The sequence below is a fragment of the Nocardioides sp. YIM B13467 genome (assembly GCF_042788075.1).
Classification (GTDB): domain Bacteria; phylum Actinomycetota; class Actinomycetes; order Propionibacteriales; family Nocardioidaceae; genus Nocardioides.
This window is the reverse complement of the sequence record NZ_JBHZPJ010000046.1, coordinates 4,067,554-4,086,399: the sequence shown is the minus strand read 5'-3', so window position 1 is coordinate 4,086,399 and position 18,846 is coordinate 4,067,554. Positions and strand designations below refer to the sequence as shown.

15 protein-coding genes and 1 pseudogene are annotated in these 18,846 nt (G+C 70.9%); 6 read left to right on the top strand and 10 right to left on the bottom strand.

The window, feature by feature from the left end; translation table 11 throughout:
- Positions 1-6 precede the first annotated feature (6 nt).
- The 5 genes from ACFX43_RS26810 to ACFX43_RS26790 all read right to left on the bottom strand — a co-directional run bounded on the left by ACFX43_RS26810 (position 7) and on the right by ACFX43_RS26790 (position 4,712).
- Positions 7-1,041, bottom strand: a complete 1,035-nt coding sequence (locus ACFX43_RS26810; protein ID WP_378838771.1) for a MaoC family dehydratase — start codon at positions 1,039-1,041, stop codon at positions 7-9.
- 57 nt (positions 1,042-1,098) lie between these two features.
- On the bottom strand, positions 1,099-2,028 hold the full coding sequence (locus tag ACFX43_RS26805; protein ID WP_378838766.1) for a glycosyltransferase family 2 protein: 930 nt from the start codon (positions 2,026-2,028) through the stop codon (positions 1,099-1,101).
- A gap of 32 nt (positions 2,029-2,060) precedes the next feature.
- Positions 2,061-3,212, bottom strand: a complete 1,152-nt coding sequence (locus ACFX43_RS26800) for a hypothetical protein (protein ID WP_378838761.1) — start codon at positions 3,210-3,212, stop codon at positions 2,061-2,063.
- Positions 3,213-3,268: 56 nt separating this feature from the next.
- Positions 3,269-3,439, bottom strand: coding sequence for a DUF5302 domain-containing protein (locus ACFX43_RS26795; protein ID WP_160027349.1), 171 nt, complete (start codon positions 3,437-3,439; stop codon positions 3,269-3,271).
- A gap of 178 nt (positions 3,440-3,617) precedes the next feature.
- Positions 3,618-4,712 carry an alkene reductase gene (locus tag ACFX43_RS26790; RefSeq protein ID WP_378838754.1) on the bottom strand — a complete coding sequence of 365 codons (1,095 nt, stop codon included), beginning with the start codon at positions 4,710-4,712 and terminating at the stop codon, positions 3,618-3,620.
- Positions 4,713-4,814: 102 nt separating this feature from the next.
- On the opposite strand from ACFX43_RS26790, the pseudogene ACFX43_RS26785 reads away from it, so the two are divergent.
- A pseudogene (locus ACFX43_RS26785) lies at positions 4,815-4,952 on the top strand (MerR family DNA-binding transcriptional regulator); the annotation flags it as partial.
- A 133-nt stretch (positions 4,953-5,085) separates the two neighbouring features.
- Here ACFX43_RS26785 and ACFX43_RS26780 read toward each other — a convergent pair.
- From ACFX43_RS26780 to ACFX43_RS26760, 5 genes are read right to left on the bottom strand one after another with little or no spacing between them, the layout of a single operon-like run.
- A complete protein-coding gene (locus ACFX43_RS26780) occupies positions 5,086-5,535 on the bottom strand; it encodes a fumarylacetoacetate hydrolase family protein (protein WP_378838748.1) in 450 nt (149 codons plus the stop codon).
- Entirely contained in the window at positions 5,532-6,662 is a 1,131-nt protein-coding gene (locus ACFX43_RS26775; protein ID WP_378838733.1) for a glycerate kinase, read from the bottom strand. Before ACFX43_RS26775 ends, ACFX43_RS26780 begins: the two co-directional genes overlap by 4 nt.
- Positions 6,663-6,668: 6 nt before the next feature.
- Positions 6,669-8,444: a glyoxylate carboligase gene (gene gcl / locus ACFX43_RS26770; RefSeq protein WP_378838729.1), complete on the bottom strand. Its 1,776-nt coding sequence runs from the start codon at positions 8,442-8,444 to the stop codon at positions 6,669-6,671.
- 1 nt (position 8,445) lies between these two features.
- Entirely contained in the window at positions 8,446-9,339 is an 894-nt protein-coding gene (locus ACFX43_RS26765; RefSeq protein WP_378838726.1) for a 2-hydroxy-3-oxopropionate reductase, read from the bottom strand.
- Positions 9,340-9,358: 19 nt separating this feature from the next.
- Complete coding sequence (locus tag ACFX43_RS26760; RefSeq protein WP_378838719.1) at positions 9,359-10,180, bottom strand: hydroxypyruvate isomerase family protein; 822 nt, start codon at positions 10,178-10,180, stop codon at positions 9,359-9,361.
- Positions 10,181-10,379: 199 nt separating this feature from the next.
- On the opposite strand from ACFX43_RS26760, the gene ACFX43_RS26755 reads away from it, so the two are divergent.
- The 5 genes from ACFX43_RS26755 to xdhC all read left to right on the top strand — a co-directional run bounded on the left by ACFX43_RS26755 (position 10,380) and on the right by xdhC (position 18,846).
- Entirely contained in the window at positions 10,380-11,912 is a 1,533-nt protein-coding gene (locus ACFX43_RS26755; RefSeq protein WP_378838716.1) for a PucR family transcriptional regulator, read from the top strand.
- Between the two features lie 307 nt (positions 11,913-12,219).
- Positions 12,220-14,175: a 2-oxo-4-hydroxy-4-carboxy-5-ureidoimidazoline decarboxylase gene (gene uraD, locus ACFX43_RS26750; protein WP_378838712.1), complete on the top strand. Its 1,956-nt coding sequence runs from the start codon at positions 12,220-12,222 to the stop codon at positions 14,173-14,175.
- A complete protein-coding gene (locus tag ACFX43_RS26745) occupies positions 14,172-15,656 on the top strand; it encodes a xanthine dehydrogenase small subunit (protein ID WP_378838707.1) in 1,485 nt (494 codons plus the stop codon). Before uraD ends, ACFX43_RS26745 begins: the two co-directional genes overlap by 4 nt.
- Positions 15,653-18,031 carry a xanthine dehydrogenase molybdopterin binding subunit gene (gene xdhB, locus ACFX43_RS26740; protein ID WP_378838704.1) on the top strand — a complete coding sequence of 793 codons (2,379 nt, stop codon included), beginning with the start codon at positions 15,653-15,655 and terminating at the stop codon, positions 18,029-18,031. The genes ACFX43_RS26745 and xdhB overlap by 4 nt, the downstream gene beginning before the upstream one ends.
- Positions 18,019-18,846, top strand: a complete 828-nt coding sequence (gene xdhC / locus ACFX43_RS26735) for a xanthine dehydrogenase accessory protein XdhC (protein ID WP_378838699.1) — start codon at positions 18,019-18,021, stop codon at positions 18,844-18,846. The genes xdhB and xdhC overlap by 13 nt, the downstream gene beginning before the upstream one ends.

Sequence of the window (18,846 nt, the reverse complement as noted above, 5' to 3'; positions counted from 1 at the left end):
TGGTCCTTACGCAGGAATGAGCGCCCAGTAGTCGAGGTCGAGCAGCACCCCGGGGGCGTACTTGCCGTCCTCGCCGCGCAGTGTCATCGACTCGTCGCGGCCCTTGGTGGCGACCAGGCGCAGGCGGAGGGCGCCTACACCGGGAGCGTCGGTCTCCACCCGGTCGAGCACCTCGGACCAGGCGTAGACGGTGTCGCCCGCGAAGGCCGGAGAGGTGTGGGCACCGGCGTTGATCGCGGCGACGAGCTGGGCGTTGGCGAGGCCGTTGAACGACAGCGCACGGGCCAGCGAGATGATGTGGCCGCCGTAGACGAGGTTGCGGCCGTCGGGCCGGGCCTCGACGTTGAAATGCACCTTCGCGGTGTTCTGCCACAGCCGAGTGGCCTGCTGGTGCTCGGACTCGGTGAGGGTGACCCCGTCGACGTGGTCGATCTTCTCGCCGACCTCGTAGTCGGCCAGCCGGTGCGGCTCACCGGCAGCGGTGAAATCGTAGGAGGAGAAGTCCAGGCCCTTGGGCACGATCAGGTTCTTCGCGTCGACGACCGCGGCCAGCTCCGGGATCACGGTCTCGGGAGCGGCGGCGTCCTGGTCCCGCTTGTGCACCATCACCCAGCGCGCCCAGTCGATGGCGACCTCGCCACGCTGGTTGGTGGCGGTCGAGCGTACGTAGACGACGCCGGACTTGCCGTTGGAGTTCTGCTTGAGGCCGATGACCTCGGACTTCGTCGAGAGCGTGTCGCCCGGCACCACCGGCTGGTGGAAGCGGCACTCGGCGTAGCCGAGGTTGGCGACCGCGTTCAACGACACGTCCGGGACGGTCTTGCCGAAGGCGATGTGGAAGCCGATCAGCTCCTCGACCGGGTGCTGCTCGAGCCCGACGGAGGCCGCGAAGGCAGCGCTCGAGGGCACCGCGAAGCGGGTCGGGTAGAGCGACCCGTACGCAGCCCGGTCGCCCTCGGTCACCGTGCGCGGCGTGGCGTGCTCGATGACCTGGCCGACCTGGAAGTCCTCGAAGAAGTTGCCGGGGTTCGTCTTGCTCATCTGCGGCCTCTCGTCGGTGAGTCTGGCGGTGCGTGGATTACCGGACGGTAACCTAGTTCAGACGATCCCGTGGAGGCGTTCCGGGATGCGTAACAGCGGCTGGTTGCGGAGGTTGTCGATGTGACCCGGGCCGACGGCGCGGTGCACTCCGTCCTCCTCACGGACGAGCCTGGCCGGCAGGACCGAGGCCGGGTCGAACTCCTCGACATCAGCGCTCACCGAGGCGGTCGCGGCGGTCAGTAGACCGGCGAGATCATCACCGGAGCGTCCCCACGAGCTGCCCTTGCCGCGGCCCACCGCCTTGGCGAGCTCGTTGCGGCGGTCGGCCTGCCGGCGCAGCAGATCCAGGTCGGCGAACTTCATGTGGAGCATGAACAGCCCGGGATCGGGCACGTACGGCGCCTTGATCCCGTGGGAGGCGAGCGTCCACGCGGCCGGCACCCGCTTGACCGACGGCTTGCACATCAACGGCGCGAACTGGCCGTACGCGCGCTGGCCGACGATCGGCTTGCCGCTGACCAGCGGTCCCTCGACCGCGGTGTGATGGACGACGTTGATGGCGAACGGGGCGATCACGCGCTCGGGCCGTCGGGCCAGGTAGTCGGACAGGTTGGCGTACCTCGCCGGGTCCGGGACGAGGAACTCGTCCACGTCGGTGAAGATGACCACGTCGTAGATCCCCAGGAGACCGTGGGCGACCCCGCTGGCCAGGCCCATCCGGCCGGCCTCGAAGTTGCCTTTCCGGAAGCCCGGCAGGCGCTGAACCGTGCACGACAGGTCGTCGGTGGAGCCGTCGGTCGAACCGTCGTCGAAGACGATCAGGTTCTCGTGACCCGCCGCTCGTCCGTAGTGGTCGACCCAGCGGGCGAGCATCTCGCCCTCGTCGCGGGCGATCGTGAGCACCGCGATCCGTGGCGGCGCGGCCGACGTGCCGCCCGCCTCCTCGGCGAGTCTGCGACGACGGCGCAGACTCCAGCTGCTTGACAAAGAGTTCCCCCGAATATGTGTGTGTTGAGGCCCTACGTGCGGACCAGCTCCTCTCGCCGAACGGACCACTCCACGAGGTCGGCCAGGGCGGAGACGGCGCGCGCCGGGGCCTTGCGGCCCTCCCCCGGGTCGATGGCCTCACCAGGGATGGTCGGGTCGGCGAGCTTCTTGTTGAGGTCCGTACGCAGCGCCGCATAGGAAGCCACCGCGGCGTCGCGAACCTGCTTGTCGGTGACCTTGCGCGGGTCGATCCCGCGGACGTCCACAGGGGCCAGGTCATCGAGATCCCCGTGGATGGTGGCGTCCAGACCGCTCAGCTCGGCTGCCTGGTCTCGGGTGAACGATGCGGTCCAGCGCGGTGCCTGGAGCCCGATACGCGGGTCGTCGACCGTCAGCTCCGGCATCAGGCGCTTGCCGAGGACGTGCTTGCGCAGCCCCATCGCCGCCGGGTAGGCCAGGCCACGCCGGTCCAGCTCGGCGTTGAGGCCGCGCAGCACCTCGACGGTCGCGGAGCCGAGGGAGGTGTTCTTCGGCGGCGGGCTCTTCATCCCCTCGGGGTCGAAGCCCATCGCCACACCGAAACGCTCCAGCAGCAGGGTCGCCGGGCTGCCCGGAGGCGGCACGGTGACCAGGTGCATAGGTCCGGCCTGGCTCCAGCGCCGGGCGATGGCGACCATGTCCTGCTCGGACCAGAACCGCTTGCCGGGCCCGGAGTGACGGCGCGCGGGAGAGCCCGGACGGCTCTTGTTGACCGCGGTGAGGAAGTCCGCCCAGGTCCAGTCCACGCCGTTCTGGACGAGCTCCTGCCACATCGACGGGATCTGCCGGTTGATGTCACGCAGCGAGAGCACGATCTCCGGAGTCACACCCGCGAAGCTCGTCGCCACCCGCTCGACCGTCTCCGGCCCGACCGGCGCCAGCAGCTCGACGGAGATCAGCGCAGTGCCGTCCCACTCGTCGACCTCGGCGACCAGGCGATCCCAGGCCCCGGCGACCGAGTTGCCCTGTGGGTGCTTCCGGCGGCCCTTGACGTCGAGAACGGCCTCGATCTGGTTGCGCCAGCGCGCGCCGGGGACCAGGAACCCACGCTCCGCGAGGAGAGCCTTGTTCTTGTACAGGGCACCCTGCAGATATGTCGTCCCCGACTTCATCGCCCCGACATGGAGCACTACGCGGCGCGCCAACTTCTCGTAACCTCTCGACCAGACCGATCCGACACCCCCGAGGGGGCATCGTAGCGTCAGGACCCGCCGCCGCCCGCCTTCCGGCGGTGCATCTTCGGTGCGCCACCGACTACCTCTGACCCGTGCGCCTTCTCCTTGGCCCCTGCGCTCTCGGCGCGTGCGTGGTCGTGGTTGTTCTTCTTCTCCAGCGCCTCGCGCATCTTGGCTTTGAGATCGTCGTTGGTCATAGCTCTCCCTGCATCGGCGTTGCTGAGTCGTTGGTCGGGTAACGACCAACCTACGACACCCGCCCCGCCGAATCCTCAGTTTTTCGGACGAGACCGTAGTTGTGGGCGACGAAGGTCTACTTTCGTCGCCCACGATTACGGATTCGGCGTCCGTTCATGCGGACTCGATCGAGGCGAGTCAGGCGACGTGGTGATGGGCGGGGAGGTCGAGGAAGCCGGCATCACCGCCGGCGTAGTAGGTCGCCGGGTCGGCCTCGGCCAGGGGAAGCCGACGACGAAGGCGCTCGACGAGGTCCGGATTGGCAAGGTACGCACGGCCGAAGCTCACCAGGTCGGCACCCAGCCCCAGCCAGCGGTCCGCGGAGGCCAGGTCTGTCGGCCTGGACCCGAACGGCGCCGCGCCGCGGGTCGGCCACGAGCTCGGGTTGACGATCATGGTCCCGTCCCAGCGCTTGCGCAGGTCCAGCATGGTGGCCTCGTCGGTGGTGGCCTCGATGTGGACGTACGCCAGCCCGAGCCGGTTGAGCTCGGTGAGCAGCGCCGCATAGACCTCGGCATGATCGGGCTCGGTGACGTCCCAGAGCCCGGCGCCGGGCGAGAGCCGGATGCCGACGCGGTCCCCGCCGACGGCGTCCACCGTCGCCGCAACCGCCTCGACGGCGAACCGGATCCGGTTGGTCACCGAGCCGCCGTAGCGGTCCGTGCGCAGGTTGGCGTTGGTCGAGAGGAACTGGCTGATCAGGTAGCCGTTGGCCCCGTGCAGCTCGACCCCGTCGAACCCGGCGCCGACCGCACGGCGGGCGGCCTGGGCGTACGACCCGGCCTGCTCGGCGATCTCAGCGGTCTCCAGGGCACGCGGCACCGGTGCGGGCTGAGGCCCGGTCGGCGTGAAGACGTCGGCCGCCACCGCGACAGCGGACGGGGCGACCGGCCGGAGGCCGGAGATCGACTCGTGCGAGACCCGGCCGCCGTGCATGAGCTGGGCGAAGATCCGGCCACCGTTGATGTGGACCGCGTCGGTGACCTGCCGCCAGGAGGTGGCCTCTGCGTCCGTACGCAGCCCGGCGGTGTTGGGGTTCGAGGTGCCGACACCGTTGGGAGCGATCCCGTCGGAGATCAGCAGGCCGGCGGTCGCCCGCTGAGCGAAGTACGTCGCCATCGACGGCGTCGCCAGGCCGTCGGCGGTGCCTCGGGCGCGGGTCATCGGCGCCATCACGATCCGGTTCGGCAGCGTCAGCGGGCCCAGGTGGTGGCGGTCGAAGAGGCTGGTCACAGGTGAGCTCCTTGGGAGTGGCAGTGGGTCGCCACGTACGCTAGGACCTGACACTGACGTCAGAGGCAAGTCTTGTGCCGGAGATCACCCAGGAGGAGTTCGATGCGGATCGGCGAGCTCGCGAGGCGAGCAGGCGTGAGCGTCCGCTCGCTGCGCTACTACGAGGAGCAGGGGCTGCTCGAGTCCGAGCGCAGCACCAGCGGCCAGCGGCACTATCCGGAGGCGGCCGTCGACCGGGTGATCCTCCTCCAGCGGCTCTACGCGGGCGGGCTCTCGAGCCGTACGATCGGCGAGGTCCTCCCCTGCGTCGACCGGCCGAGCGCCGACACCTCCGAGGCCGCCTTCGAGATGATGGTCGGCGAGCGCGACCGGCTCAGCGCTCACATCGAGGACCTGCTCCGGACCCGCGACATGCNCGGCGTCCGATCACCACCCCCAGCTCGACCTCGTAGTCAGTCATCGTCGACCCCGGCGGCAGCTCGATCGCGTCGTGGGGCCCCACGACGGAGGTCGAAGGCTTGAGGAAGACGACCGGTTCGTCCGGGATCGCGACGCCGGCCTCCTCCGCATGGTCCTCGTAGTTGAGCCCGATCCCGACGACCTTGCCCGGCCGGGCCACCGGCGGTCCGATCCGGGTGCCGTCGGCGACGATGGGAAGGTTGCCCAAGGCGATCAAGTCTTGGATCAACCTGAGCCGCACCGGGTCGCCGAGGAGATCGCCATCGATCGCTGGCGCGATCGCCGACAGATCGCGCAGTACGTCCTCGTCGTCGAGGGCCGCGGGGCGCTCCTCGCCCGGCGGACCCACACTCAGTAGCCTCATGCGTCCTCCTTGATGAGATGGTCGGCGGCGATCCGCTCGGCGATCTGCTCGAGCAGGGCGGCGCCCTCGGTCAGGCAGCGTTGCCGGTCCGGCTCGATGTCCGTCAAGGCGTACGCAGCGCCGATCCCGGCCGCCCGCAGCCGGTCGTCGTCGAGATGGTTGACCCCGCAGACCGCGACGACCGGGACAGCGGCGCGTGCGGCCACGGCGGCGACGCCGGCCGGGGCCTTTCCGTTGAGGGTCTGCTCGTCGAGCGCGCCCTCGCCGGTGACGACGAGGTCCGCGCCGTCCAGCGCGGCGGCGAAGTCGACCAGCTCGAGCACGAGCTCGATGCCCGATCGCAGCTCCGCGCCCAGCAGGGCGAGTGCGGCGAAGCCGACACCGCCGGCCGCTCCGGCGCCGGGGTGACCACGGAGATCGGTCCCGGTGAACGACGCCACGAGAGATGCCCAGCGGCCGAGCGCGGCGTCCAGCCGTCGGACCTGGTCCGCATCGGCCCCTTTCTGCGGACCGTAGACCGCGGCCGCACCGGTGGGACCGGTGAGCGGGTTGTCGACGTCGCACGCGACGGTGACCGAGACCCCGTCGAGGCGCCGCCGGAGCTCGTCGACCTCGATCCGGGCGACCTCCTCGAGCCCGGCTCCACCTGGACCCACCGGATTCCCGGCGAGGGAGAACAGCCTGGCGCCCAGCCCGCAGAGCAGACCCGCTCCCCCGTCCGTGCTGGCGCTGCCGCCGATCCCGAGCACGATCCGGCGACAGCCCGCATCGATCGCGGCCGCCATCGCCTGCCCGACCCCGAGGCTGGAGGCCCGCATCGGATCCGGCACACCCGGCAGCCGCGCCAACCCGGAAGCGTCGGCGAGCTCGACGACCGCGACTGCGTCGCGACGGGCGTACGCCGTCCGCACCGGCTCCCCGGTCGGCCCGGCCACGGTGACCGGGACGAGGACGAACCCGGCAGACTCGGCCGCCGCCAGGGTGCCGTCGCCACCGTCGGCGACCGGGATGGCATCGACGACCACGCCGGGACTCCCCCGGCGGATCCCGGCGCTCACCGCCGCCGCGACCTCGGCAGCGGTGAGCGATCCTTTGAACTTGTCGGAGGCGACCAGCACGCGGACCATGGGTGATCAGTCCAGCGGGACGAGCGCGGTCGGGGCGTGCTCACCACGCTCGGCCAGCTCCTCGAACTCGACGACGCCGTCGATCTCGACGCCCATCGAGACGTTGGTGACGCGCTCGAGGATGACCTCGACCAGCACGGGCACGCGGTATTCGGCCATCAGCGCCTTGGCCTTCTCGAAGGCCGCGCCGAGATCGGCGGGGTCAGTCACCCGGATCGCCTTGCAGCCCAGGCCTTCGGCGACCTTGAGGTGGTCGACGCCGTAGCCGTCGAGCTCGGGGCTGTTGACGTTGTCGAAGGCCAGCTCCACGCAGTAGTCCATCTCGAACCCGCGCTGGGCCTGGCGGATCAGGCCGAGGTAGGAGTTGTTCACGACCACGTGGATGTAGGGGATGTTGAACTGGGCACCGACCGCCAGCTCCTCGATCAGGAACTGGAAGTCGTAGTCGCCCGAGAGCGCGACGACCTGGCCGTCGGGGACGGCGGTCGCGACCCCCAGGGCGGCCGGCAGGGTCCAGCCGAGCGGGCCGGCCTGGCCGGCGTTGATCCAATGCCGCGGCTTGTAGACGTGCAGCAGCTGTGCCGCCTGGATCTGGGACAGGCCGATCGTGGTGACGTAGCGGGTGCCGGAGCCGAAGGCCCGGTTCATCTCCTCGTAGACCCGCTGCGGCTTGATCGGGACGTTGTCGAAGTGGGTCTTGCGCTGCAGGGTCCGCTTGCGCTCGGCACACTCCTCGGCCCAGGCGGTGCGGTCCGGGTTCTTCCCGTCCGCCGCCCACTCCTTCGCGACCTCGACGAGCACCTCGAGCGCCGCCCGGGCGTCGGAGACGATCGAGTAGTCCGCCGCGAAGACCCGGCCGATCTGGGTCGGCTCGATGTCGATGTGCACGAACGTACGTCCCCGGGTGTAGGTCTCGACCGAGCCGGTGTGGCGGTTGGCCCACCGGTTGCCGATGCCGAGCACGAAGTCGCTGGCCAGCATGGTCGCGTTGCCGTATCGGTGGGAGGTCTGCAGGCCGACCATGCCCGCGTTGAGCGTGTGGTCGTCCGGGATCGTGCCCCAGCCCATGAGCGTGGGGACGACGGGAACCCCGGTGACCTCGGCGAGCTCGACGAGCAGGTCGGAGGCGGCGGCGTTGATCACGCCACCACCCGCGACGATCAGCGGGCGCTCCGCCCCGAGCATCATCGCCAGCGCCTTCTCCGCCTGGGCACGGCTGGCCGCCGGCCTGGCGATCGGCAAGGGCTCGTACGTCTCGATGTCGAAGTCGATCTCGGCCAGCTGGACGTCGAGCGGCAGGTCGATCAGGACCGGGCCGGGACGCCCCTCGCGCATCAGCCGGAAGGCCTTCTGGAAGGTGCCCGGGACCTGGGCGGGCTCCATCACGGTGACCGCCATCTTGGTGAGCGGTCCGGCGACGGAGGCGATGTCGACCGCCTGGAAGTCCTCCTTGTGGAGCTTCGCGACCGGTGCCTGTCCGGTGATGCACAGGATCGGGATCGAGTCGGCGGAGGCCGAGTAGAGACCGGTGATCATGTCGGTGCCGGCGGGGCCGGAGGTGCCGATGCAGACGCCGATGTTGCCGGCCTTCGCCCGGGTGTAGCCCTCGGCCATGTGCGAGGCCGCCTCGACGTGGCGGGCGAGCACGTGCTGGAGCCCGCCGTGCTTGCGCATCGCGCTGTAGAACGGGTTGATCGCGGCACCCGGGAGGCCGAACAGCTGGGTCGCGCCCTCCTTCTCCAGGATCAGGACGGCGGCGTCGACCGCGCGCATGCGTGCCATGTCAGTTCTCCCCCTTGGTCGCAGAGCCACTCAGGCGCTCGACGCCCCGCAGCAACGCGGAGTGGTCCAGGCCGCCATCGCCGTTGGCCCGCGCGCTCGCCATCAGCTGGGCGACCAAGGAGCCGAGCGGGGTCACGACGCCGGCCTCGCGGGCGGCGGCGGTGACGATCCCCATGTCCTTGTGGTGCAGGTCGACGCGGAACCCGGGCTGGAAGGAGCGGGTGAGCATGTTCTCCTTCTTCTGGTTGAGCACGCTCGAGCCGGCGAGCCCGCCACCGAGCACCTCGAGGGCGGCCTTCGTGTCCACGCCGTACGCCTCGAGGAAGACGACCGCCTCCGAGAGCGCCTGGATGTTGGCGGCGACGATGAGCTGGTTGGCCGCCTTCACCGTCTGGCCGGCACCGCTCGGGCCGACGTGGACGATGGTCTTGCCCACGACGTCGAAGAGCGGCTTCGCGGTGGCGAAGTCGTCGGCTTCACCGCCGACCATGATCGAGAGGGCCGCGTTCTTCGCCCCGGCCTCGCCACCGGAGACCGGGGCGTCGAGGATGCGGAAGCCACGCGCCGTGGCCTGCTCGGCGAGCGCGGCGCTCACGTCGGGGCGGATGCTGGAGAAGTCGATGATCAGCGCACCGGCCGGGGCAGTCTCGAAGACCCCGCCCTCGGCGGCGAGGACCTCCTCGACGTGGGGCGAGTCCGGGACCATGACACAGACGACGTCGGCGTCGCGGCAGGCGTCCGCGGTCGAGGTGGCGGCGCGGCCGCCCGCCTCGACGAGGGGCTTCGCCCGCTCGAGGGAGTGGTCGTAGCCGGCGACGGCGTGGCCGGCGTTGGCCAGGTGGACGGCCATCGGGTTGCCCATGATGCCGAGGCCGATGAATGCGATGTTGGTCATGATGTCTCCTACGGGGTCGTCAGCGGGTGGCGGTCGCGGCGCTGCGGCGCTCGCGCGGTAGCCAGTCGAAGCTCTCGGTCGAAGTCGTGGCCGGCTTGTACTCCAGCCCGACCCAGCCGGCGTACCCAGCCGCCTCGAGCGCGGCGAGCTGCCGCTCGAGCGGGAGCTCGCCGGTGCCGGGCTCGTTGCGGCCCGGGGCGTCGGCGATCTGGACGTGGGCGATACGAGCGGCGTACGCAGCGATCACCGCGTCGACGTCGTCGCCGTTCACGGCGAGGTGGTAGAGGTCGGCGAGGAGGCCGATGTTGGACTCGCCGGCTCGGTCGATCGCCGCGATCGCGTGGGCGGCGGTGAGCAGCGGATAGCGGTCGGCACCGCTGACCGGCTCGACCAGCACGGTGCCGCCGATGCGGGCTGCAGCGCGGGCGGCCAGCGCGAGGTTCTCGGCGCCGAGCTCGTCCTGCGCCTCGGCGGCGACGCCGTCGACGCGGTTGCCGTAGAGCGCGTTGAACGCCGTGCAGCCGAGCCGCTCACCGATGCCGATCGTGACGTCGATGTTGTCGCGGAACTCCGCCGAACGAGCCGGCCACGAGACCAGGCCGCGGTCGCCCGCCGGCATGTCGCCGGCGAAGAAGTTGAGGCCGACCAGGTGGACCCCGGCGTCCTGCACGGCGGCGACGAAGGCGTCCACGTCCTTGTCGGACGGCACCGCCTCGGCGAACGGCCACCAGAACTCCACCGCGTCGAAGCCGGCGGCCTTCACCGCCGCGGGGCGCTCGAGCAGCGGGAGCTCGGTGAACAGGATCGAGCAGTTCACCTCGTACCGGAGCTGGTGGGTCATCACACCGTTCCTTCCGTATTGCGGAATTTGATTTCTGACATTCGAAATATAAGGATGTGAGCGGAGTCACGTCAACCCTGGGCAGGACTCGGCCGCAAAGTGGTGAAGAAACGACAACGGGCCTCCCGTGCACATGCGCGGGCGTTGTACGTTCCTCCAAGACGCGGCCGATATGGACCGGCGGACCGGTGGAGGCACCGTGCTACTTGCAGAGCTGTTGGAGACGCCCAGCCTGGGCCTGCGACTCCTGCACGCGCCCGAGGGCTCGCTGGAGTGTCCGGTGGGGCGCACGATCACGATCGACCTGCTCGAGCCGGGCCGCTATCTGAACGGCGGCGAGCTCGTGCTCACCGGCCTGGTCTGGCGCCGCGGGCCCGAGGACAGCGAGACGTTCGTGTCCTCGATAGCGGAGGGCGGCGCGACCTGCCTGCTGGCCGGAGCGGCCCTGCTGGGCGCGGTTCCCGACGACCTCGTCGACGCCTGCCACCGCCATCAGGTCGCTCTGGTGGAGGTGCCCGGCGACGTGGCGTTCGCCGACGTGACCGAGTACGTCGCGGCCGCCGGTGCCGCTGGTGCGAGCGCCCGGATGTCGGCCAGCCTGGCCCGTCAGCGCCAGCTCCTCTCCGCCATCGCCTCGGGCCGCAGCCTCGACGAGCTGGCCGCGCGAGTGGCCTCCGAGATCGGCCACGCGTGCCGGGTGCTCACCGCGAGCGGGCGCCATGTCGTACCTGGACCCGGAGAGCTCGATCCGGAGACGGTCGACGCGCTGACCCGCCGCTTCCTGACGGCCGACCTGCTGCCCGCCGTGGCCGAGGTGGGCGACCGCAGCTACTCCCTGTTCCCCATCGGATCGGGCCTGGCCGACCGCCTCACCGGATGGACCGTGGCGGTCGAGGGCGACCACACCACCTGGCCACGGGAGGACCTCGACATGGTCCACGAGTTCGGTGCCATCACCGCACTGGACCGCTCGCGACGCGACGAGGGACTTCGCGTCCGGCGACCGCTCGCCGCGGCGACCCTCGCCCACCTGGAGGCCGGTGCCTCACCTGCCGAGATCGCGACCGGGCTGCGCCAGTCCGGGCTCGATCCGGAGCGTCCGCTCGTGCTCGCCGTGGCCGAGCTCGGGCCAGGTGGTCCGCCGGACGCGGTGGCCGCGGTGCTCGAGGACGTGGCCCTCGGCCTGGGACCGTCCGTGGTCGCGAGCGCGCGGGACGGCTGCGCCGTCGCCTTCCTTCCGTCCCGCCCGGACCTCACCGACCAGCTGCGTCGCTCGCTCACCCGGTTGGCGCCGGCCCTGGTCCGCGGCTCGCTGTCGGTCGGGCTGAGCGGCGAGAGCGGCATCGACGCACTGGCCGGGGCGCTCGAGGAGGCCCGGTTCGCACACCGGGTCGCTCGCTCCGGCGGCGGCGCGGTGGCGCTGTCCAGCTCGGAGGAGGTCACCTCGCACGTGCTGCTGCTCGCCACCGTCCCCGACGACATCCGCCGCACCTACGCGCAGCGCGTCCTCGGCCCTGTCCTCGAGCACGACCAGCGCACCGGCAGCGATCTGGTGCCGACGCTCGACCGGTTCCTGACGTACGCCGGGTCGTGGACGCGTACGGCGGAGTCGCTCCACCTCCACGTCAACAGCGTGCGTTATCGGATCTCCCGGGTCGAGGAGCTGACCGGGCGTGACCTGACCACGATGGAGGACCGGGTCGACGTCTTCCTCGCTCTCCGATCGCTGTGAACCACCTCGCAACGCGCTGGGCCGCCGCCGTGTAACACGTCGTTCGTAGGACTACTCGCCCTATTGGAACGACCGGATAGTCGTACGAACAGCGTGTTACACGCCGATCCCGGAGCGGTGTTTCACCCCGCAGAAACCGATCCGAAACAGGCAGTACGTCATTCTGGAGCATCACACAAAGCCCGTATCCGCGACGATCCCATCTTCGGATGATCGGCGGGTGCCGCTCGGGGCCCCGAGAGACCAGGCTGTGGGGTAAGTCACAGCTCACCTGCCCACCGAGGGCGCCCCCGAGAAAGGTGTGAGGATGAACGCGAGAGCAGTCCTGAGGTCGATACGGCCCCAGAAGAAGGACGGTGGCCGCCCCACCCACCCCGTCGACGAGGTGCTCCCGGCGGGCAAGCTCGCCGTCTACGGCCTCCAGCACGTGCTCGCGTTCTACGCCGGGGCGGTGATCGTCCCGATCCTGCTCGCCAACTCCATCGGGTTGAGTCAGCAGGAGCTGATCCACCTGATCAACGCCGACCTGTTCACCTGCGGCATCGCCTCGATCATCCAGTCGGTCGGCTTCTGGAAGGTCGGCGTACGCCTGCCGCTGCTGCAGGGCGTCACCTTCACCGCGGTCTCGCCGATGATCGCGATCGGGCTCGCGGCGGGCGGCGGCACCGACGGGCTGCTCGTCATCTACGGCGCGGTGATCGTCGCCGGTCTGGCGACCTTCTTCATCGCCCCCTACTTCAGCCGGCTGATCCGGTTCTTCCCGCCGGTCGTGACCGGCTCGGTGATCACCATCATCGGCATCGCCCTGCTCCCCGTCGCGGCCGCGGACGCGACCGGTGGCGCCGGCCCGACCTCGGACCCCACCAGCGGCCGCAACCTGGCGTACGCCCTGGGCACCCTGGCCCTGATCGTGGTCATCCAGCGGGTGTTCAAGGGCTTCATGGCGACCGTCGCCGTGCTGGTCGGCCTGGTCGTCGGCACCCTGGTCGCCTGGGCCCTCGGGGACGCCCACTTCGACGCGGTCGCCGGCTCCGACTGGGTGGGCGTGACCACGCCGTTCCACTTCGGCTGGCCGCAGTTCTCCGCCGCCGCGATCGTGTCGATGATCGTGGTCATGCTGATCACCGCCGTCGAGACCACCGGTGACGTCTTCGCCACCGGCGAGATCGTCGAGAAGCGCATCGGCCGCAACGACATCGCCCGCGCCCTGCGCGCCGACGGCCTGGCCACCACCATCGGCGGCGTCTTCAACTCCTTCCCCTACACCTGCTTCGCGGAGAACGTCGGACTCGTCCGGCTGACCCGGGTCAAGAGCCGCTGGGTCGTCGCAGCCGCAGGTCTGATCATGGTGTTCATCGGACTCCTCCCGAAGGTCGGCGCGATCGTCGCCGGCATCCCGCACCCGGTCCTCGGCGGTGCCGCGCTGGCCATGTTCGCGACCGTCGCCGTCGTCGGCTTCCAGACGCTCAGCAAGGTCGACTTCCACGACCACCGCAACGTGGTCATCGTGGCGACCAGCGTCGGCCTGGCGATGTACGTCACCGCGCAGCCCGAGGTCGCCCAGGCCGTCCCGGACTGGGCCGAGATCATCTTCGGCAGCGGCATCACCCTCGGCAGCCTCACCGCCATCCTGCTCAACATCCTGTTCCACCACGTCGGCCCGGACTACGGCCCCGCCGTCGCCGGCCAGCCGGGCGAGGGCGTCCGGCTCGACCAGGTCAACCAGATGGGACGTACGGAGTTCGTGGAGACGTTCGACGGTCTCTTCCAGGGGCCGCGGTGGATGGTGGAGCGGGCCTGGGAGCAGCGTCCCTTCGCCGACACGCACGCCCTGCGTCGCGCCTTCCAGGACGCCCTCTTCAGCGGCTCCGTCGAGGAGCAGCGCGAGCTGATCGAGGCCTACCCCGAGCTGGGTTCGCGTCTGGTCTCGGACGGGATGGTCGGCGAGGAGTCGCTGCGCGACCAGTCCTCGCGCGGCCTGACCCACCTCGCCGAGCCGGACCAGGAGACGCTGGCCTCGCTCACCGACGCCTACCACGAGCGGTTCGGCTTCCCGCTGGTCATCTCCGTACGCGACTCCGACTCGCTCGACCGGATCCTCGCCGAGGGCCGGTCGCGGCTCGGCAACTGCGAACGGCAGGAGCACGCCGCCGCGCTGATCGAGATCGCCAAGATCGCCGGCCACCGCTTCGACGACTTCCTGCGTGACGCCAACCCGATCCACAGCGCCCGCACCCGCAACCCGATCCGGAGCCAGCCATGACCACACCCAGCGCACCCTGTGTCACGGTCAACGGGGACCAGGTTCCCCTGACCGGGGTCGCCACCCACACCACCGCCCTCGACTGGCTGCGCGGCCGCGGCCTCACCGGCGCCAAGGAGGGCTGCGCCGAGGGCGAGTGCGGCGCCTGCTCGGTGCTGGTCGCCCGGCCCGGCACCGACACCGCGACCGAGTGGACCGCCGTCAACGCCTGCCTGGTCCCGGTCGCCGCACTCGACGGCCAGGAGCTCGTCACCAGCGAGGGCCTCGGCACCAGCAGCGACCTCCACCCTGTCCAGCAGGAGCTCGCCGTACGCGGCGGGTCGCAGTGCGGGTACTGCACCCCCGGGTTCGTCTGCAGCCTGGCCGCGGAGTTCTACCGCCCGGCGCGGGTCTCGACAGGCTCGACCACCGGTGGCAGTGCCGAGCCCTGCGATCACGAGCACGGCCCGAACGGCGTCGACCTGCACGCCCTGAGCGGCAACCTGTGCCGTTGCACCGGCTACCGCCCGATCCGCGACGCGGCGTACGCCCTGGGAGCACCTTCCGACGACGACGCCCTCGCGGCCCGTCGCCAGGCACCGCCGCCCGAGCCGCGCCCGACCCGGATCGCCGTCGACGGCGCCGAGTTCGTACGCCCCGCGAGCCTCGCCGAGGCCCTCACGCTGCTCACCGAGCGGCCGGAGGCGCAGGTCGTGGCCGGTTCGACCGACTGGGGCGTGGAGGTCAACATCCGCGGCCGCCGGGCGCCGCTGGTCGTGGCGGTGGACCGGCTGCCCGAGCTCCGCTCGCTCACGGTCGGCGACGACATGATCGAGATCGGCGCCGCGCTCACCCTGACCGAGATCGAGCGGCGCCTCGACGGGCGGGTCCCGCTCCTGGCCGAGCTCTTCCCGCAGTTCGCCTCGCGGCTGATCCGCAACGGCGCGACGATCGGCGGCAACATCGGCACCGCCTCTCCCATCGGCGACGCCCCGCCGGCGCTGCTCGCGCTCGACGCCGACGTCGTCCTGGCCTCGCCCCGCGGTGAGCGGGTCGTACCGCTGGCCGACTACTTCACCGGCTACCGCGAGACGGTCCGGGCCGCAGACGAGCTGATCCGCAGCGTACGGCTCCCGCTGCCGCTGGCCTCTCTCGTCGGCTTCCACAAGATCGCCAAGCGCCGCTTCGACGACATCTCCAGCGTGGCCGTGGGCTACGCGCTCGAGATCGCCGACGGAGCCGTGGTCCGCGCCCGGATCGGCCTCGGCGGTGTCGCCGCGACGCCCTTGCGCGCGGTCGCGACCGAGGACGCCCTTGTCTGCCGGCCCTGGACCGAGGAGACCGTACGCCGCGCCGCGGCCGTCCTGGCCGGCGAGGGCACACCGATGGACGACCACCGCGCCAGCGCGTCCTACCGCTCGGCGATGCTGGGCCAGTCCCTGCTGCGCCTGTTCCACACCCACCCGGAGACCCACACCGACCGTCAGGAGGTGCCGGCATGAGCGCCCTGTCCGAACGCCCCGAGAACCCGATCGTCGGGATCCCGCTGCCCCACGAGAGCGCCGCGCTGCACGTCACCGGCGAGGCGCTCTACACCGACGACCTGGTCGGGCGGATCGCCGGCACGCTGCACGCCTGGCCGGTCCAGGCCCCGCACACGCACGCCCTGGTCACCGCGCTGCGGACCGAACCGGCGTACGCGGTCCCGGGGGTCGTCCGCGTGCTGACCGCCGACGACGTACCCGGCATCAACGACGCGGGCGTCAAGCACGACGAGCCGCTCTTCCCTACCGAGGTGATGTTCCACGGCCACGCGGTGTGCTGGGTGCTCGGCGAGACCCAGGAGGCCGCCCGGCTGGGCGCGGCCGCGGTCGAGGTCGACTACGAGCCGCTGCCCTCGCTGGTCACCGTGACCGAGGCGATCGCGGCGGAGAGCTTCCAGGGCACCCCGCGCAACCTCGAGCGCGGCGACGTCACGACGGCCCTGGAGAACGCCGCCCATGTCTTCGAGGGCGAGTTCGAGTTCGCCGGCCAGGAGCACTTCTATCTCGAGACCCACGTCTCCCTCGCCCTGGTCGACGAGGGTGGCCAGGTGCTGGTGCACAGCAGCACCCAGCACCCCTCCGAGACCCAGGAGATCGTCGCTCACGTGCTCGGCGTCCCGAGCCACGAGGTCACCGTCCAGTGCCTGCGGATGGGCGGCGCGTTCGGCGGCAAGGAGATGCAGCCGCACGGCTACGCCGCCATCGCCGCGCTCGGCGCCACCCTCACAGGGCGGCCGGTGCGGCTGCGCCTCAACCGCACCCAGGACATCACCATGTCCGGCAAGCGCCACGGCTTCCACAGCACCTGGCGCGTCGGGTTCGACGACGAGGGTCACATCCTCGGCCTCGAGGCCACCCTCACCGCCGACGGCGGCTGGAGCCTCGACCTCTCCGAGCCGGTGCTGGCCCGCGCGCTGTGCCACATCGACAACGCCTACTGGGTGCCCGACATCCGCGTCGATGGCCGGGTCGCCCGCACCAACAAGACCTCGCAGACCGCCTTCCGCGGCTTCGGCGGACCGCAGGGCATGCTCGTCATGGAGGACCTGCTCGGCCGGTGCGCCCCGCTGCTCGGCATCGACCCGCTCGAGCTGCGCCGCCGCAACTTCTACCAGCAGGACCAGACGACGCCCTACGGCCAGCCCGTGCGTCAGGCCGACCGGCTGGCGGCGTGCTGGGACCAGGTCGCCTCGTCCGGCGAGGTTGCGCGGCGGCGCGCGGAGATCGCGGAGTTCAACCACGTCCACCCGCACACCAAGCGGGGCCTGGCGATGACGCCGGTGAAGTTCGGCATCTCGTTCAACCTCACCGCCTTCAACCAGGCCGGCGCCCTCGTCCACGTCTACAAGGACGGCTCGGTGCTGATCAACCACGGCGGCACCGAGATGGGCCAGGGCCTGCACACCAAGATGCTCCAGGTGGCCGCCACCGCGCTCGGCCTCCCCCTGTCCCGCGTACGCCTCGCCCCCACCCGCACCGACAAGGTGCCCAACACCTCGGCGACCGCGGCCAGCTCCGGCGCCGACCTCAACGGGGCCGCGATCAAGAACGCCTGCGAGCAGATCCGCGAGCGGCTCGCCCAGGTCGCCGGCGGCCGGCTCGGGATCAGCCCCAGCGACGTACGTTTCGACGACGGTGTCGTCCACGGTCTCTCCCCCGCCTCCGGCGAGATCGGCTGGAACGAGCTGGTCAACACCGCGTACCACCAGCGGGTGCAGCTGTGGGCGGCCGGCTTCTACCGCACCGAGGGCCTGCACTGGGACCCCAACGTCATGCAGGGTGAGCCGTTCAAGTACTTCGCCAACGGGGTCGCGGCCTCCGAGGTCGAGGTCGACGGCTTCACCGGTGCCTACACGCTGCGGCGCGTCGACATCGTCCACGACGTCGGTGACAGCCTGAGCCCGCTGATCGACATCGGCCAGATCGAGGGCGGCTTCGTGCAGGGCGCCGGCTGGCTGACCCTGGAGGACCTGCGCTGGGACACCTCCGACGGACCCAACCGGGGCCGGCTGGCGACGCAGGCGGCGAGCACCTACAAGCTGCCGAGCTTCTCCGAGATGCCCGAGGACTTCCGGGTGAAACTGCTCGAGAAGGCCCACGAGGAGGGCGCCGTCTACGGCTCCAAGGCCGTCGGCGAGCCCCCGCTGATGCTCGCCTTCTCCGTCCGCGAGGCGCTGCGCGAGGCGGCCGCCGCCTTCGGCCCGGCCGGCATCAGCGTCGACCTGGCCTCACCGGCGACTCCGGAGGCGGTCTTCTGGGCGCTCGACAGGGCACGTACGCCCGAGGTGCCCGAGACCATGCCCCGCGAGGAAGTGATGACATGGAGTGGCTGAAAGCCGTCCAGCGGCTGCGTGAGCAGCGCGTTCCCGGCGTACTCGTGACGCTGACGTCCGTGCGTGGCCACTCACCGCGCGAGGCCGGGGCGAAGATGGTCGTCTCGGCCGACCGCACCTGGGCCACCGTCGGCGGCGGCAACCTCGAGGCGGTCGCGATCGAGCGCGCCCGCGCGATGCTCACCGAGGACCGTGCGGTGCCGGAGACCCTGAAGGTGTCGCTCTCCGACAAGGCGCCCTACCAGCACGGCGTCCAGTGCTGTGGTGGCGAGGTCGAGCTGCTGCTCGAGCCGCTTCCCGTCGTTCCGTCCGTGGCCATCTTCGGGATGGGCCACGTCGGGCTCGAGCTGGCGCGGATTCTCGCCCGCCACGATCTCGAGCTGCACCTGGTCGACTCCCGCACGGCCCAGCTCGAGCCGGAGCAGCTGCGGGGACTGGACGACGCCGTCGCCGGCATCCACGTCCACCAGGTGCCGGTGCTGCCCGAGCTCGTCATCGGCGAGCTGCCGCCGGGCACTCATGTGCTGGTGATGACCCACGACCACGCCGAGGACGCCGCGCTGTGCGACGCTGCGCTTCGCGCCGGGCATCTGGCGTCGATCGGGCTGATCGGCTCGAGCGCCAAGTGGAGCCGGTTCCGGGCCAAGCTCGCCGACGAGGGCCACGCCCCTGAGGCGATCGCCCGCATCACCACACCCATCGGACTTCCCGATCTCGGCGGCAAGGAACCGGCCACGATCGCGGTCAGCGTCGCGGCCCGGCTGCTCCAGATCTTCGCGGGCGAACCCGCATCAACCGAACAACGATCAAGGTGA